The sequence below is a fragment of the Pseudomonas simiae genome (genome assembly GCF_900111895.1).
Classification (GTDB): domain Bacteria; phylum Pseudomonadota; class Gammaproteobacteria; order Pseudomonadales; family Pseudomonadaceae; genus Aquipseudomonas; species Aquipseudomonas simiae.
This window is the reverse complement of record NZ_FOKB01000004.1, coordinates 454,355-469,673: the sequence shown is the minus strand read 5'-3', so window position 1 is coordinate 469,673 and position 15,319 is coordinate 454,355. Positions and strand designations below refer to the sequence as shown.

Genomic DNA, 15,319 nt, shown 5'->3' with positions numbered 1-15,319 from the left:
AGCCAGTCGCGCCGCCGCTCCCACATTTTCGCCCTGTGTTGGGCTTGCGATTACGGGCTGTCCTTGAGGGTCTTGAACGCCTCGATGCGTTTGATCAGGCGCGCGTTCTTCGCCGAATCGGCATTACCAAACAGGAAGGAGAAGTCCGACGTCAGTTGGGAGGCGCCGGCAATCGCCGCGTACTGGTGGCAGTCGTTGCAGTTCTTGTTTTGCACGTAGGTTTCGAGGGTGGTGTTGGCGACGACGACACTCTGGTCGCTGACAAACGGTCCATAGGACAGCGGCACCTTCACGTTGGGCCCAGGGCCCGGATCGTTGGGCGCGTTAGGCGTTTTGGACCACAGCACATTCACCAGTTTGTAGTACTGGAACACCGATTGGCCCTGGGTCTTCTGGGCGAAGGTCTGCTGCACAGCGGTGTTCAGCATCTGCAGGTCCTGGGGCGTGGCATTGACCCGCGTGGCCTGCACCGGCTGATCAAGGGGCGTGCAGTCGGGCGGCGTGTGGGTGGCATCGCATTGCACCCGTGCGACGTTGGGCGTGCAGGCATCACCGGTGCAGGTCGGGTTGTTGAAACTGTAGCCCTCGGGCGCAGCCGTGCCGTTGTCCGGCACGTTGTCGACCTGCTCGAAGGTGGTCCAGATGAAGTTCGGCTGAGTCTGGGTCTTGTTGATGATGTGCAAGCCCACCAGCCCCACCACTTCCTGGGTGCACTGCAGCGTGTCGGGGCGCTGCAGCCAGGCGACGGTGGTCAGGTAACGCCCATACAGCTGGGGTTTGTTGGTGAGTACGCGCCAGGCTGCCTTGAGTTCCAGGGCGCCGAGTTCTTCCTGGGGCAGTGCTTTGGCCGGCAGCTCGCGCACCAGTTTGCCGGCGGGCAATGACAGGCCGGCGGGGTGCCGGTTGTCGCTGTTCTGCGCCACGATCAGTTGGTTGGCGGCGTCGTACAGCCCGTTATCGACGATGTAATCGAACTCGGCCTTGCCGACCTTGCGCTCGAAAAACACCAGGTTGCCCGACTGGTCCGTAAGCCAGCCACCGGAAGCCTCCATGATTGAGTCCGGCAAGGTCACCTGGGTGCCGCTGGACAAATGGAAACGGTGCTTGCGGTTGATCGCGCTTTCAGACGTGGCCGCCATGAATTTACGCGCGCCCGTGGCAAACGCCTTGAGGTTGCCGGTGGCGGTGCAATTGGACGGCACCAGGGTTTCCACGCCCCAACCCGAGGGTTTGGGGGCGCCGGGCAGGAAGATCTCGCTGGCATCCTTATAGCTGGCCCACACCGGGGCATTGCCCATCGGCTGGCCGGACGTTGGCGGTACGCCGAACTGGGCCGCGGTGCTTTGCGTGTCCGGCTCACCGGCCAGGCTCGGGTCGGCTGGCCAGCCGGGATTGACCGGCCAGTTCATGGCGATGAACAACTGCCAGCCGAAACAATTGAGAAAGTCCTGCTCGGTGCCAAAGTTGTTCACCGGCAGGAAGCCGCCGCTGGTGGGATCGAACACCAGTTGACTGACGCAGCTCTGGGTGTCCGAGGCTGCAATGGCCGGTGCGGGGGCGAGGGGGAGAAGGGCGCAGGGTATCCAGCACAACACACTCAAGCGTGCCCGACGCAGCGGGCGAAGCCATCTGTTCATGGTCGCATTCCTTGCTCAAGACTCAAGAAGCGGCCGCCCACGCCAGGCAGGGGCGGCCGGCAGGCACTCAGACGCCAGGCACCAGCGCCAGGCCGCTTTCCCACGGGTGCTGGGTGGCGCTGGGGTTGGCGGCTTCGCTGGGGTTAAGCGCGCGCACGCTGACCAGCCCCGGCACCGCGTTGCTGCTGACGGTGACGGTCATGATGTAGCCCTGGGTGCCGCCGCTGTCGGTCTGCCCTGGAATCGCCGAGGCATCCGGCAGGAATTCCGTGACCTGGGCAGTGATCCCTGGATTGGAAAACTGCACCCGCGCATCCGCCGCAGTGGTATTCGGATCGGCCCCTTGCACCACCAGCACGAACTGGCCTGAGCTGCCGGGGGCAAAGCTGGCCGGCAAGTCGCTGGGGGACTGTCCGTAGAACAGGTCAATCGGCAGCAACTGCACCGGCCAGGGTTGCGCATCGGTGGTGTTCGCCGCTACGCAATCGCATTCCTCGGGCGTGGCGGTGAGCGGTGCCGGGGTGACGCTGAGGGCCACACTCAGCTCGTTGGCGATCACCCACACGTAATCAATCGGCGTGCCGTTGATGGTGATTTCGTTGATCGAGAACCCCGCGCTTTGGGGCACCTCGAAGACGGCTTGCAGGATCTGGTCGGACTTGTTCGGCCCGGTGCCGGCAGTGCCTCGGGTGACATGCCAGTAGCTGCTGACATCCTGGCCTTGAGGGCCTTTCCAGGTGCTGAAGGATTTCGGTTGTTGCAGGTACAGGCCGATGGGGTTGGTCAGTGAAATCAGGGCTTTGACGGCTTCCTGGTTAGCGGAGAAACCGATATGCGGATCGGAGTTGCGGTAGTTCTGCCCGTATTGGGCGCAGCAGATCAGGCTCTGTTGGTTGGCGCTGCTCTTGATCGGCCGCAGGATGGTGGCCGCGGCCGCGAGGTAGATCTCGGCACTCAAGGTATTGGGGCCGGAGGTCAGGTGCATCGCGCCGCCCGACACGCCCGGTATACGCACAGTGCCGCTGTTCCATTTGTTCACGGTGTCGTAGGCGGGCTGGCCGGTGGTCGGGTCAAGCACCGGCTCGCCGGCCTTGCCGGTCGGGCCGTTGGCGGTGTAGCGCAGGTACAGGTCTTCGATCTTCACTTGCGGGTCGACGTACGCTTTGTACAGCCCGAGCACGGCCTGCGGGTCGATGTTCCACATGGTCAGGAAATAGGCCGGGTTCTCGCTGGTGAACATGATGCTGCGCATGTTGCCGTCGGGGTCGCGGGTGATCGACCACTCGCAATATTCATCCAGCCAGCCCCGTGGGCCCGAGGGTGAAAAGTCAGCGTAGGGGCCGTTCCAGTTGATGGACTTGCACAGCACGCTGGGGATCTGCAGCTGGGTCGCTTTCGGGTCCGGGTACAGCGAATACAGGGTGTTGTTGAGCGTGATCTGACCGTGGTCGGTCAGCTGCATCACCTGGTCAAGGGTCATGGCCTTGCCGCCCAATTGTGGGACCACGGCGGCGCCGTCGTTGTAGAAAAACGTCCACAGCCGGTTGGGGAAGGGCTGCCAGGTGATGGTCACTGGCGTCTGCGTGCCGTAGCCGCTGTCCAGCGGGTTGTAATAGCCCGAACGCGGTGCGTCATTGAGGTTGGACCAGGGGTTGCCGATCACCGACATCTGGGTCCAGCCGGTGACGTTGTTGTTCCAGTCGGTTTCGAAGGTCGGCAGCTGGTTTTCCAGGCCCAGCTTGTTGTAGTCCTTGGGGGCTTGCTCGGCAGGCGAGGTGAATTGGGTGAAGGGCGTGCTCATGTTGGTTCTCCAGCATTGGTGTTGGTGGAGCAGCAACCGGCGTCCGGAGCGGGGCCGGCGGAGGTTTGGCGTGGGTTGTCCCACACCAGTTGGGCGATAAAGCCAGGCAGGGGCGCGTATGCATCGGGCGTCAACACCTGGCCAGTATCGGGATGGGTCACGATCAGCGATAACTGCGCCGCATCGGTCGGTTTGAGGTTCAGCGCCTGGGCGTTGCGCGCGGCATTCAGTGCGCGGGAGACGCCTTGGGTGATGCAGCGGCCCTTGTCATCCACCAGGCCCATGCCGATGCGGCTGAAGCGTCCGACGTAATGCGGGTTGTTGGCATTCGCGTGTTGCGCCGTGGCACCGGGCTGATTGAGGAAGACGTCGATCAGATAGGTGTCGTGGGTGCAGCGCACGTGGTCGAACACCACCCAGGGGCCGGTGGCTACGGACTGTTTCTGATGGCAGCACGCAGCCTTGGCCGCGCCGAACTGTGGAGCCACTGGGGTGCCGTAGTCGTAGCCGATGTGCCGGCTGTCCTGGGCCATGTCGCCGAGGCTGGTGTAGCGCCAGGCATCGGCGCTGGTGAAGGTCACCTCATCGGCCTGGTGCCCGGCGAAGGGTTGCAGCAGGCATTGGGTGGTGTACTGCGCCGCCGGATTGGCGCGGATCCAGACTTCCAACATGCGGTCGATATTGGCGTGATAGGAGCAGAACACCGGGTCGAACGCGGTGTAGGCGTTGTCGGCCATGTCACCGCCGATCCAGCCGTGATAGTTGTCGTGGGGCTGCTCGTAGAGCCCGTCGAAATTCAGTGTGCGGTTGGGGTACAGGTTGTTCGGTTGCGGCGGGTCGAAAAAGGTGATGTTGGCCCAGGGATAACCCGGTACTCCCTGGGGCTGGCTGAACGTGGTGAACGCGAGCGCATCGACCACCTGCTGCTGGAAGATCCGGCTCATGCCATACAACTGGGTCCGCTCGAAACGAAAGGCCTCGCCTTGGGTATAGAACAGCGGGTTGCGCTGCACATACCGGCAGTCGACGCCTTCGACCGGCGTGCTGGCGCAGACCTTGGAGCAGCCGTCCTTGGCCGCCGCATAACGCAACGGGTTGCGTCGTACTTCGCCGGTCTGCGGGTGCACATAGGTTTCATCGAGAAACGCTTGGGGCAGGCCGGCCTGAGGGCTGCCGTCAACGCTGGCATCTACGGCCATCCAGTCCCAGTAAGGAATCGCGCAGTCGATCAACGCTTCCAGGTACAGCAGATAGGCGCGATGCCACAGGGCGAAGGCTTCCTGGTAATGCAGGCACCAGTTGGTATGGATATAGGCGTAACGCTGCCAGGGCGAGCCGCTGTCAGGGTCGCCGATGTGCATCACGTCATCCAGTTTGGCACGGTAAAGGTTCAGCGCCTCGGCGCTCAGCGAACGGATGTCCTGGCGCACGCGTTTGACCGGGTACGGCAGCGCCGGTGGCGGGATGCGCTCGGCCAGGTCGAATGGCGAGATGCTGTCCAGCCGCCAACCCTGGTTGACCCACAGGCGGAAGGTTTCCAGCGCGTCGATCGGCCAGAATTGTTGCGGGTCGGTGGTCAGCGGCATATTGCGCGAAGCGAGGTGCTGGTAGATGGTTTCCGACCAGGTCTTGACCGACGCCGGGTCTTCCAGGAACACATCGTAGGCATTCATGCAGCCTATCCAAGTGGCCGCGACGGCGGCGCGCTGGCTGGCGGGTATCCAGTAGGGCGCGCTGAAAAGTCCTTGGATATCAGCGGTCCATGTCGGTTTCGCGACTATCATAAGATCCCTCTCATGCCGCCATGAGGCCAGGTGTTGGCCGGGCTGCTAAGCTGAATCGATGTTAACTAGCCACTGCGCAGGATTTGTGCAAATTGGCCCGTCATTGCGACGGATTCATTGCAATTTTCAAGGACGATTTGGAACCGATGACAGACGCCATGGATTTGAAGATTCTGGGCAAGTTGCAAAAGGATTGCGACCAGAGCCTGGAATTGTTGAGCGACAGTGTGGGGCTGTCATCCACCAGTTGTTACCGGCGGATCCGCCGCATGGAAAGCGTGGGGATTATCAAGGCGAAAGTGGCGGTACTGGATGAGCGCAAGCTGGGGATCCAGGTGACCGCTTTTTTTCTGATCAAGCTGGATCGGGACAGCAATGATATTGATCGCAGGATGCAGCACATACTCTTGAGTCATCCGGAGATTCAGGATTGTTATTTGATGACCGGGGAGTTTGATTTTGTGATGGTGGCGAAGTTTCGGGATGCTGCGGAGTACACCGAGTATATCTATCGGTTTTTGGAGACTTATCGGGATATTCCGATTCGGACTTATTCCTCGACGTTGGTGGTGCGGACGGTTAAGAAGTCTTATGAACTGCCGTTGCAGGGGGTTGGGTTTTGTTCTGGGGGGTGAGTACATATCCGTTGTTTAGGTAACGGCGGGTATGGGGTCCGCCCTTACGGCGGCTCACCCGGCGTCCTGCCGGGGCGCCCCAGATCAAAAGCAAAAGCCCGGCGGCTTTAGTGCCTCGGTTCAGGTCTGGCGTACTCGTAAAAATGTGGGCGCTGGCTTGCCTGCGATGGCATCACCTGGGTGTGCCCGATGTACCGATTCGCCTGCATCGTCGGCAAGCCAGCGCCTACACGTAACTGCCTTTGATCCAACCACCAAGAATTGCCCCCCACCCAATCCAAAATGAAGCTTTCATGACAAAAGTTCGGTAGCCCATGGCCACTCCCGTCTCCTCTGTGTAACGCGCTTGAGCCCACCAGAAAGGTGGGCTTTTCAGCCGCAAGCAGGATGCCAGGAGTGGGGCAATGGGAACTATGGAACGTTACTCGAAAGTCGGCATGCAGGAGCTCGATCAGCGCCTGTCAAAGATCGTCGAAGCCGCGCGCAAGAAGCCGGTGTCGGTCTATCGCTATGGCGCCCCCTGGGTCTGGATCGTCTCCCAGGACGATTGGCAGGGCACCCGCAAGGAAGTCTCCAGCTACATCCCGGCCAGCCATTCCCTGGTGTTGCTGCGCCCACAGATCGATGAAGTGCTCGACCAGCACCGTGACTGGCTCAACGCCGAACCCGCGATGTCGATCGCCCCACAGACCATCCTGCAGATCCTCCTGCTGCAACTGTTGTACTCGGTGCCCAGCGAGCAGCAATTGCATGAACAGCTGAACTACAACCTGCTGTTCCGCTGGTTCGTCGGCCTGGACCTCAACCAGAAGGTCTGGAGCATTCATGCCCTGACCCGCGACATCGCCACGCTGCTGAACAACCCGCGTGCGGTGCAACTTATCCAGAAAATCATCGGTGACGTGTTTTGTGGCGCCTTGCTGCACATGCCGGAGTTCTCGTTGAACTTCGCCCTGCTGCACACCTGGCTGGCACGCCACGGCAGCACCTCGATCACCAGCAATTGAGCAGGCCGCACGCCGGACATCCGGCGATGGCGCAAAAAATCAGACAGTCAGGGGGCGGTGTGGAGCATCTGTTCAAATTAACGTTGGCGCTGTGTTGCGTGACGCTGGGGAGCCTGGCGCAACCGGTGTCGGCCGAGGAAGACGAGGGCGTGCGCAAGGTCGACGTCAACGAGTACTTCGTGCGTGGCAATACGGTCCTGGATGCGGCGACGATCGAGGAAGCGGTGTATCCGTTCCTGGGGCCGCAGAAGACCTTGGGCGATATCGAAGGCGCCCGCGATGCGTTGCAGAAGATCTACCAGTCGCGTGGCTACCAGTCGGTGTTTGTCGAGTTGCCGGAGCAGAAGGTCGATGACGGTATTGTCTACCTGCAGGTGAGCGAGACTAAAGTCGGCCGGGTGCGCGTGGTGGGTGCCAAGCATTATTCGCCGGTGGAAATCCGCGAGCAAGTGCCGGCTCTGGAGGAGGGCGCGGTGCCGGACTTCGCCACGGTACAGACACAGTTGGCGGGCCTCAATCGTGGCGCTGGGCGCCAGGTCACGCCGCTGGTACGCGAGGGGCAACGCCCCGGCACCATGGACGTGGATTTGCAGGTGGAAGACCAGAACCCCTGGCACGCCAGCCTCGGCCTCAACAACGACTACAGCGCCGACACCGAGAAGCTGCGCTCGGTAGCGACCCTTGGGTATGACAACCTCTGGCAATTGGGCCACAGCATTGCCTTGACCTACTTCACCGCGCCCCAGGACACCGAAAATGCCAAGGTGTGGTCGGGCTCCTACAGCGCACCGCTCAACGAGCGCTGGACCTTGCAGTTCTCCGGTTACCAGTCCGATAGCAACATTGCCACCATCGGTGGCAGCAACGTGCTGGGCAAAGGGCATTCATACGGTGTGTCAGCCATCTACAACCTGCCTGCGGCGGGTAACTGGGCCAACTCATTCTCGTTAGGCGTGGACTTCAAAGACTTCGACGAACAGATGAAATTCGGCGCCAGCAGCGACCAGGTGCCGCTCAAATACGCGCCGTTCACCTTGGGCTACAACGGCTTTCGCTACACCGAGCAATCGCAATTGGGCTTGGGCCTGAACCTGGTGGTGGGCACCCGCGCGTTCTTTGGCTATGGCAGCGATGCCGAAGCGTTCGAGTACAAGCGCTACAAGGCCAGTGCCAGTTTTGCCGTGCTCAAAGGTGACCTGAATTACACCTACACCTTCGCCAACGATTGGCAGTCGGCGACCAAGGGCGGCTTCCAACTCGCCTCCGGCCCGCTGGTCTCCAACGAGCAGTACTCCGCCGGTGGCGCCACCTCGGTGCGCGGTTACCTGGCGGCCGAACGCACCGGGGACGAAGGGTATTTGCTCTCCCAGGAGTTACGCACGCCGTCCCTGGCCAAGTTCCTCGGCAGCTATGTGCAGGAGTGGCGCTTCTACGCGTTCGCTGAAGGTGCGCGCATGCGCCTGCACGACCCGCTGCCCGAGCAAGAAGACGAATACAGCCTGGCCAGTGTCGGCCTGGGCACCCGCGCCAGTTTGAGCAAATGGTTGTCCGGCAGCCTGGATTGGGGCTACCCGCTGCTCGATGGACCGAACACCCAGAAACAGGACTCGCGACTGCACTTCAGTGTGCAGGCGACTTTCTGACTTTTTCTTCCGGAGACTTCACCCATGCAACGCCTATTCCTGAGCCTGTTGATCTGCCTGGGCTTCACGCTCCCGGCCACCGCCCACGCCTGGTGGCAGGACGACTGGCACTACCGCAAGCAGATCTCGGTAGACACCACCGCCCAAGGCGCCGCGATCAACCAGGCCCTGGGCCGCACCGCGCTGTTGGTGCGCCTGCACACTGGCAACTTTACCTTTGATGGGGTCAAGGATGACGGTGCCGACCTGCGTTTCGTGAGTGCCGATGACAAGACGGTGTTCAATCATCAGATTGAGAGCTTCGATCCGTTGATGGGCATGGCGCTGATCTGGGTCGATGTGCCCAAGGTCGAAGGCGGCCAGCGCCAGGACTTGTGGATGTACTACGGCAACCAGAAGGCACCGGCCACCGCCAACGGCCAACTGACCTTCGACCCGAACTACACCGCGCTCTACCATTTCGACGGGGCCAACGGTACACCGGCCCGGGACACCACGGCCTACGCCAACACCGCGCTGAACGCCACCGGTGTGAGCATCGACGGAGTGATCGGCCGCGCCTTGCAGTTCAACGGCCAAGCGTTGATGTTGCCGGCCAGCCCTTCGCTGCAACACGCCGCAGGTGGCGCGTTCACCTTCAGCGCCTGGTTGCGCCTGGACCAGGCCAGCGGCGAGCAAGTCGTTCTGGCTCGACGTGATGGCCCTCACAGCCTGTTGCTGGGGCTGAACCAGGGCATGCCGTTCGTGGACATCGACGGCCAGCGCGCCGTGTCGACTCAACCGCTGAACCCCGGCCAATGGCAGCACCTGGCGTTCACCGCCGAGGGTGACAAGGTCTCGCTGTATGTGAATGGCCGCGAAACCGCCACCCTGGCCGTCGCTTTGCCGGCGTTCAACACCCCACTGGCCATCGGTGCCGATCTGCCCGAAGCCGGCAACACGCGGCCGCCATTCGCCGGGGCCATCGATGAGCTGCGCCTGTCCAAAGTGGCGCGTCCGGCGGCACTGTTGCTGGCCGATGCCAGCGCCCAGGGCGCCGAGTCAAAACTGGTGGCCTACGGTGTGGATGAAGAACAGTCCGGCTTCGGTTTCGGCAGCCTGGGCTTCCTGCTCAACGCCGTTCCGGTGGATGCCTGGGTGATCATCCTGGTGCTGGTGGCGATGATGTTCCAGTCATGGGTCATCATGTTGCGCAAGAACCGCCAAGTCAGCCGTGTGAGCAGCGCCAACGAGGTCTTCCGCGAGCACTTCGCGCAGATCGGCACGCGCCTGGAGATGTACGCCGACGATGCCCCGTTGGGCGAACGCCTGGCTCATTCTTCGCTGTGGCGCCTGTACCTGGTGGCGGTGAAGGAGATCCGCACCCGCCGCGCTCAGGGCGCCGACACCTCGTCGGTCTCCGCCGCCACCATCGAAGCCATCCGCTGCTCCATGGACGGCGTGCGCACCCGCGAAAACCAGGTGCTCAGTTCCAAGCTCTCGACCTTGTCTAACGCCATTGCCGGCGGCCCGTACATCGGCCTGCTGGGTACCGTGCTGGGGATCATGGTGGTGTTCCTCGGCACGGCCATGGCCGGTGACGTGAACATCAACGCCATCGCCCCCGGTATGGCGGCGGCGCTGCTGGCCACGGCCATGGGCCTGTTCGTCGCGATCCCGGCGTTGTTTGGCTACAACCGCCTGATCACGCGCAACAAGGAAGTCAGCGCGGACATGCGCGTGTTTGTCGACGAGTTCATCACCCGCCTGGCGGAGATGCACGGCGAGAGCCAGCACAGCGAAGCGGCGCACCGTCGTGACCACCATGCGCCGGTTCTGGCCTGAGGAGAATCGCCATGGCTTCCGTAAATGCCTCCCACGACGATGACGATGACGCCGCCGTCGACAGCATCAACATCACGCCCCTGGTGGACGTGCTGATGGTGGTGCTGGTGATGTTTATCCTCACCGCCACCGCCCAGGTGTCGGGCATCCAGATTCACCTGCCCAAGGCCAGCGCCTCGGTGTCGTTGTCGGAGGCCAAGACCAAGGCCATCTCCGTGAATGACGGTGGCCAGGTGTTTCTCGACGCTTACCCGGTGACGCTCGGCGAGCTGGAAGAACGCCTGCGCATCGAGAAAGCGCTGAACCCGGATTTTCCGGTCATCGTACGTGGCGATGCGATGGTGCAGTACCAGAAGGTGATCGAAGTGCTCGACCTGCTGCGCCGACTTGAGCTGTCCCAGGTCGGGTTGGTCACCGGCAAGCCGAGCCAGGGCTGAACCATGACTGCACAGATCCCGATCGCGCCCTTGTCCGTAAAAAAGAAGCCGCCGTTGCGCCCGTTGAAGTGGGGTGCCGGCCTATTGCTGGGCGCCGTGGCGGCCTGGTGCTTGTGGCAGTGGGCCAATGACATGAGTGGCGTGCGCCGCGAAGCGCCGAAGGTGCCGACGATCATCCCGTTGCCGCCACCACCGCCACCGCCGCCGGAGAAACCCAAGGAGCCTGAGCCCCAGGTCGAAGAAAAAATCCCGGAGCCGGTGCCAAGCCCCGAGCCCGAGGAGGTCAAGCCAGCCGAGGAAGCGCCGCCTTCGCCTAACGAGGATCTGGCCAACCCGATGCAGATCGACGGCGACGCCCAGTCGGGCAATGACGGTTTCAACATCGGCGCCGGCAAGGGTGGTGGCATGGCCGGCAGTGGCGGCGGCGGCTTGGGGACGGGCACCTATAAGCAATACCTGGCCGGCACGTATCAACGGCTGATGCGCGAAGACCCTGAGCTGCGCAAGAAGGCCTTCTCGATACAGATAGACCTGTGGTTGGGCGCCGACGGCCAAGTCACCAAGGCACTGGTGGCCAAGTCCAGCGGGGATGCCGAGACCGACGCGCAGATGCTCGCCTTGATCCAGGCACCGCGTGCCACCCAGAAGCCGCCGGCGTCGCTGACGCTGCCCATGCGCCTGTCCCTCAAGGGCCGGCGTCCGGATTGAACAAACCCTTTTACAACGGTTTTTTACAGGAGTTGCGTACACATGATTTCCCCCGTGAATCGACTGACCCTGGCGGTCGGCATGGTCATCGCGACCCTGGTCGGCCAGGCGGCTGCCGCCCCGGTCGCGCCCTCGGAAAACGTCACCATCAACCTGATCCGCCTGTTGGTGCAGCAAGGCGTGCTGACCCAGGACACGGCCAATGGGCTGATCGCCCAGGCCGAAAAAGAGGCACAGCAGGCACGCCAGGCCAATGCCGCACCGGTGGTTGCTGCAGGCCCGACTGCCGCACCCGGCGATGTGCGTGTGCAGTACGTGCCGCAGGCGGTGAAGGATCAGATTCGTGACCAGGTCAAGGCCGAGGTCATGGCCACCGCCAAGCAGGAAAACTGGGCACAGCCCAATACCTTCCCGGACTGGGTCTCGCGCATCAGCTTTGACGGTGATATCCGCCTGCGGGACGAGTCGCGTTACTTCTCGGGCAATAACAGCAACGAGATTGTCGACTACGCCAAACTCAATGAGAGCGGCCCGTACGACACCAACAAGGACACCAACACCAAGCTGCCACCGCTGCTCAACACCACCAAGGACCGCGAGAACCTGTTCCGCCTGCGTGCGCGCCTGGGCATGAAAGCGGTGCTGTCGCCGGACTGGACCGCCGGCATCCGTGTCGGCACCGGCTCCGACAACAACCCAGTGTCCACCACCCAGACCCTGGGCGGCGGCTTTGGCAAGAAAGACATCTGGCTCGATCAGGGATACCTGAGCTGGAAGGCCACCCCGGACGTGACCCTCACCGCCGGGCGTTTCGCCAACCCGTTCTATTCCACCGACATGATGTATTCGGGTGACTTGAACTTCGACGGTATCGCTGCCAACTTCAACCATGCCCTGAACAGCCAGTGGGGCCTGTTCGGCACCTTGGGTGCGTTCCCGGTGGAGTACACCTCCGACTCGGCCAGCAGTAACGGGTTCGACAAGGAAGACAGCGAGACCAAGTGGCTGTTTGGTGGTCAGATCGGCGCCAACTGGAAGATCAACCGCGAAAACAGCCTCAAGGGCGCGGTGGCCTACTACCACTTTGATGATATCGAAGGTGAACGCTCCGGCGCTTGCCGCCCCTGGTCCGGCCAGCCGGCCTGTGACAGCGACGGCTCGCGCCTGGCCTTCATGCAGAAGGGCAACAGCGTGTTCCTGCTGCGCGACATCGCCCCCAACCCGGCCACCCCTGGCCTGACCCCGCAACCGCAGTTCGTGGGCCTGGCGTCCAAGTTCGACGTGCTCGACCTGAACCTGGCCTGGGATGCCGAACTGCCCAGCGATTTCAAGCTACGCACCCAAGGCAACTTCATTCACAACCTGGCCTACGACAAGGGCGAAATGCTCAAGCGCAGCGAAGGCGAGATCGTCAACAACATCAACAGCAAGGGCCAGTTTGAAAGTGGCGGCAATGCGCTGATGGTCTCCTTCACCCTCGGCAGTGCGCTGGAAATGCGCAAGCGCGGTGATTGGAACGTGTTGGCCGGCTACAAGTACATTCAGCCTGACGCCCTGCCTGACGGCTTCAACGATTCGTCGTTCCACCTGGGCGGCACCAACGCCAAGGGGTACTTCATTGGCGCCAACTACGGCATCGAAAAGAACATCTACGCCAGTGCGCGTTGGTTGAGCGCCTCGCAAGTGTATGGCGCGCCGTTCGAAGTCGATGTGATGCAACTGGAACTCAACACGCGCTTTTGATGCGCAGGGAGATGCCACATGAACACGCGAATCTGCGGGCTGTTGCTGCTGCTGGTCACCACTGGCGCGTCGGCTGAAGGCATGGAGGAGCGCCTGCGTACGCAACTGCGCAGCACCACCCAGCAATTGCAGGCCCTGCAAAGCGAACAGGCCCAGGCCAGCGCCGCGCGGATTGCGGCTGAAAACCAGGCCAAGCAGGCCCAGGCACACATCAAGCAGTTGACGGCTGAGTTGGACAAGGCCCGTGGCGTGGCCGAGCAAATGGCCGGTCAGCAACACAGCCTGCACAGCCAGGCACAGGCCCAGGTGGCGGCCAGTCATGAGCAGATCGGCAAGTTCAAGAAGGCCTATGACGAACTGCTGGTGCTGGCCAAGGGCAAAGAGGCTGAGCGAGCGCGCTTGCAGGCACAACTGAGCGAGCGTGACACACAAGTGCAGCAATGTTCAGTCAAGAATCAACAGATGTACGGCGTGGCTCAGCAGTTGCTCGCGGCCTACGAAAAAATCGATGTGGCCGAGGTGATGAGTATTCGCCAGCCCTTCGCCAGCAGCGCGCGGGTCAAGTTCGAGGAACTCGCCCAGGGCTTTGGCGACGATTTGTACAAGAGCCGTTTCGATGCGCCCCAGGCAACCGCCAATCATTGATAGACAGGGAAGAGATCACCATGAGCGAATTGATCACCAGCGTCACCCCCCAGAGCCTCACCGAGTTGCTGCAGGAGGCCGGCTACCGGGTCAACCAGACCGAACAAAACGGCATCGTGCAATTGCTCAGCGCCAGCCAGGGCATCGGCTTTGCCGTGCGCTTCGGTAACCCGGCGGCAGAGCAGGGTGCGTATGTGGATTTCACCTACAGCTGCGCGCTGCGGATCCAGGGCGAATTGCCCGAAGGTTTGGCCCAAGTGTGGAACGCATCGCGACGCTTTGCGCGGTTGTCGGTGCAAGGCGAGTTTTTGTTGATGGAAATGGACGTGGTGGTGGCGGGTGTCGGCGCCACGCACCTGCGCAGTCATTTGGAATTGTGGGACCGCCTGTTGCAGGAGTTCATCGTCTACCTGCGTGAATACAGCCAGCAGGCGGCGCAGTTGCAGGCTGAAGCCGAGGCACCGGTATTGTGAAGAAGCCAACCCTGATGGTCGGCGCGGGTGCGTTGGCCTTGCTGGTGGTGGCGGTGGGCTTGAGCCTGCGGCCGGGCAGCGACCCGGTGGCGGCGCAGCAACCGGCACCGGTGCTCAACCCTGTATCGGCCGGACCGGCGGTGGCCCGCCTGGGCAATCAGCAGATCGACCTGACGGAACTGAAAACCGTGCTGGCCAGCCTGCCTGCCGAGTCCCGCGAGCAATTGCGCGGCAACCGCAGCGCGTTGGAGACCTGGATCCGTTCACGCCTGGCGCAAAAGGCCGTGCTCGAACAGGCGGACGCCCAGGGCTGGCGTCAGCGCCCGGACGTGGAACAGCAGACCCGCGCCGCCGCCGAGCAAATCGTGTTTCGCGACTACATGCTGTCGGTCAGCCAGGTGCCGGCCGATTACCCCAGCGCCGCGGAGTTGCAGTTGGCCTACGACAGTGGCAAGGCGCAATGGGTGACGCCGCCGTTGTACCAGGTGAGCCAGATTTTCCTGGCGACCCATGACCCGCAAACCGTCGACAGCGTGCGCCGCCAAGCGCAGGAACTGAGCCGTCGTGCCCAGGCTGCGCCGGCTGATTTCGCCGCCCTGGCCACGCAGTTTTCCCAGGACACCGACTCTGCCGCGCGCGGTGGCGACTCGGGCATGCAGCCCTTGCAACAGCTGGTGCCGGAGGTTCGCAGTGCGGTGTCGCGCCTTAAGGTCGGCGCGGTGTCGGACGTGGTGCAGAGCGCGGCGGGGTTTCATGTGCTCAAGCTCACCGGCCAGCAACCGGCGCGTACTGCGACCCTCGACGAACTGCGCGAACGTCTTACGCAGGCTCTGCGTGCCCAGCGTCAGGAACAGATCGCCAAGGCCTACCTCGAAGGCATGCTCAACACCGCAACCCTGAGTATCGACGGCGCCGAACTGAACAAGGTGCTGGAGTAGCCCGCGTCAACCCGCATTGGATGCACAGACCGACAAGACAGGGA

The 15,319-nt window shown here is 62.5% G+C and carries 13 protein-coding genes; 10 read left to right on the top strand and 3 right to left on the bottom strand.

All coding sequences use genetic code 11. The features are described 5' to 3' along the window. Positions 1 to 50: 50 nt before the first annotated feature. The 3 genes from BMZ57_RS15595 to BMZ57_RS15585 all read right to left on the bottom strand — a co-directional run bounded on the left by BMZ57_RS15595 (position 51) and on the right by BMZ57_RS15585 (position 5,222). The gene (locus BMZ57_RS15595; protein ID WP_044286997.1) at positions 51 to 1,637 is read right to left on the bottom strand and encodes a hypothetical protein; all 1,587 of its coding nucleotides are present in this window, start codon (positions 1,635 to 1,637) and stop codon (positions 51 to 53) included. Between the two features lie 67 nt (positions 1,638 to 1,704). Continuing rightward, positions 1,705 to 3,438 (bottom strand): DUF8225 domain-containing protein, encoded by a 1,734-nt coding sequence (locus BMZ57_RS15590; protein WP_010211143.1) that lies wholly within the window; start codon positions 3,436 to 3,438, stop codon positions 1,705 to 1,707. Beyond that, positions 3,435 to 5,222, bottom strand: coding sequence for a tyrosinase family protein (locus tag BMZ57_RS15585; RefSeq protein ID WP_080923194.1), 1,788 nt, complete (start codon positions 5,220 to 5,222; stop codon positions 3,435 to 3,437). Before BMZ57_RS15585 ends, BMZ57_RS15590 begins: the two co-directional genes overlap by 4 nt. A gap of 158 nt (positions 5,223 to 5,380) precedes the next feature. Here BMZ57_RS15585 and BMZ57_RS15580 point away from each other — a divergent pair, with 158 nt between their 5' ends. The 10 genes from BMZ57_RS15580 to BMZ57_RS15535 all read left to right on the top strand — a co-directional run bounded on the left by BMZ57_RS15580 (position 5,381) and on the right by BMZ57_RS15535 (position 15,275). After that, the gene (locus BMZ57_RS15580) at positions 5,381 to 5,857 is read left to right on the top strand and encodes an Lrp/AsnC family transcriptional regulator (RefSeq protein ID WP_029529171.1); all 477 of its coding nucleotides are present in this window, start codon (positions 5,381 to 5,383) and stop codon (positions 5,855 to 5,857) included. A 413-nt stretch (positions 5,858 to 6,270) separates the two neighbouring features. Continuing rightward, complete coding sequence (locus BMZ57_RS15575) at positions 6,271 to 6,864, top strand: transposase (RefSeq protein WP_021493306.1); 594 nt, start codon at positions 6,271 to 6,273, stop codon at positions 6,862 to 6,864. A 59-nt stretch (positions 6,865 to 6,923) separates the two neighbouring features. Continuing rightward, on the top strand, positions 6,924 to 8,507 hold the full coding sequence (locus tag BMZ57_RS15570; RefSeq protein WP_044288116.1) for a ShlB/FhaC/HecB family hemolysin secretion/activation protein: 1,584 nt from the start codon (positions 6,924 to 6,926) through the stop codon (positions 8,505 to 8,507). Positions 8,508 to 8,531: 24 nt separating this feature from the next. Then, positions 8,532 to 10,331 carry a DUF2341 domain-containing protein gene (locus tag BMZ57_RS15565; protein WP_010211137.1) on the top strand — a complete coding sequence of 600 codons (1,800 nt, stop codon included), beginning with the start codon at positions 8,532 to 8,534 and terminating at the stop codon, positions 10,329 to 10,331. Between the two features lie 11 nt (positions 10,332 to 10,342). Continuing rightward, entirely contained in the window at positions 10,343 to 10,768 is a 426-nt protein-coding gene (locus tag BMZ57_RS15560) for an ExbD/TolR family protein (protein WP_010211136.1), read from the top strand. 3 nt (positions 10,769 to 10,771) lie between these two features. Then, positions 10,772 to 11,476, top strand: coding sequence for an energy transducer TonB family protein (locus BMZ57_RS15555; RefSeq protein ID WP_047542670.1), 705 nt, complete (start codon positions 10,772 to 10,774; stop codon positions 11,474 to 11,476). Positions 11,477 to 11,518: 42 nt separating this feature from the next. Beyond that, the gene (locus BMZ57_RS15550; RefSeq protein ID WP_010211134.1) at positions 11,519 to 13,219 is read left to right on the top strand and encodes a putative porin; all 1,701 of its coding nucleotides are present in this window, start codon (positions 11,519 to 11,521) and stop codon (positions 13,217 to 13,219) included. An 18-nt stretch (positions 13,220 to 13,237) separates the two neighbouring features. Then, entirely contained in the window at positions 13,238 to 13,864 is a 627-nt protein-coding gene (locus BMZ57_RS15545; protein ID WP_069672678.1) for a DNA repair protein, read from the top strand. Between the two features lie 20 nt (positions 13,865 to 13,884). Then, positions 13,885 to 14,337, top strand: a complete 453-nt coding sequence (locus tag BMZ57_RS15540; RefSeq protein ID WP_010211132.1) for a YbjN domain-containing protein — start codon at positions 13,885 to 13,887, stop codon at positions 14,335 to 14,337. Then, positions 14,334 to 15,275 (top strand): peptidylprolyl isomerase, encoded by a 942-nt coding sequence (locus BMZ57_RS15535; RefSeq protein ID WP_021493301.1) that lies wholly within the window; start codon positions 14,334 to 14,336, stop codon positions 15,273 to 15,275. Before BMZ57_RS15540 ends, BMZ57_RS15535 begins: the two co-directional genes overlap by 4 nt. Positions 15,276 to 15,319 lie beyond the last annotated feature (44 nt).

Coding starts and splice junctions, on each gene's coding strand:
- BMZ57_RS15565 (WP_010211137.1), top strand. CDS start 8,532: ATGCAACGCCTATTCCTGAGCCTGTTGATCTGCCTGGGCTTCACGCTC.
- BMZ57_RS15595 (WP_044286997.1), bottom strand. CDS start 1,637: ATGAACAGATGGCTTCGCCCGCTGCGTCGGGCACGCTTGAGTGTGTTG.
- BMZ57_RS15545 (WP_069672678.1), top strand. CDS start 13,238: ATGAACACGCGAATCTGCGGGCTGTTGCTGCTGCTGGTCACCACTGGC.
- BMZ57_RS15580 (WP_029529171.1), top strand. CDS start 5,381: ATGGATTTGAAGATTCTGGGCAAGTTGCAAAAGGATTGCGACCAGAGC.
- BMZ57_RS15555 (WP_047542670.1), top strand. CDS start 10,772: ATGACTGCACAGATCCCGATCGCGCCCTTGTCCGTAAAAAAGAAGCCG.
- BMZ57_RS15585 (WP_080923194.1), bottom strand. CDS start 5,222: ATGATAGTCGCGAAACCGACATGGACCGCTGATATCCAAGGACTTTTC.
- BMZ57_RS15575 (WP_021493306.1), top strand. CDS start 6,271: ATGGAACGTTACTCGAAAGTCGGCATGCAGGAGCTCGATCAGCGCCTG.
- BMZ57_RS15550 (WP_010211134.1), top strand. CDS start 11,519: ATGATTTCCCCCGTGAATCGACTGACCCTGGCGGTCGGCATGGTCATC.
- BMZ57_RS15590 (WP_010211143.1), bottom strand. CDS start 3,438: ATGAGCACGCCCTTCACCCAATTCACCTCGCCTGCCGAGCAAGCCCCC.
- BMZ57_RS15560 (WP_010211136.1), top strand. CDS start 10,343: ATGGCTTCCGTAAATGCCTCCCACGACGATGACGATGACGCCGCCGTC.
- BMZ57_RS15540 (WP_010211132.1), top strand. CDS start 13,885: ATGAGCGAATTGATCACCAGCGTCACCCCCCAGAGCCTCACCGAGTTG.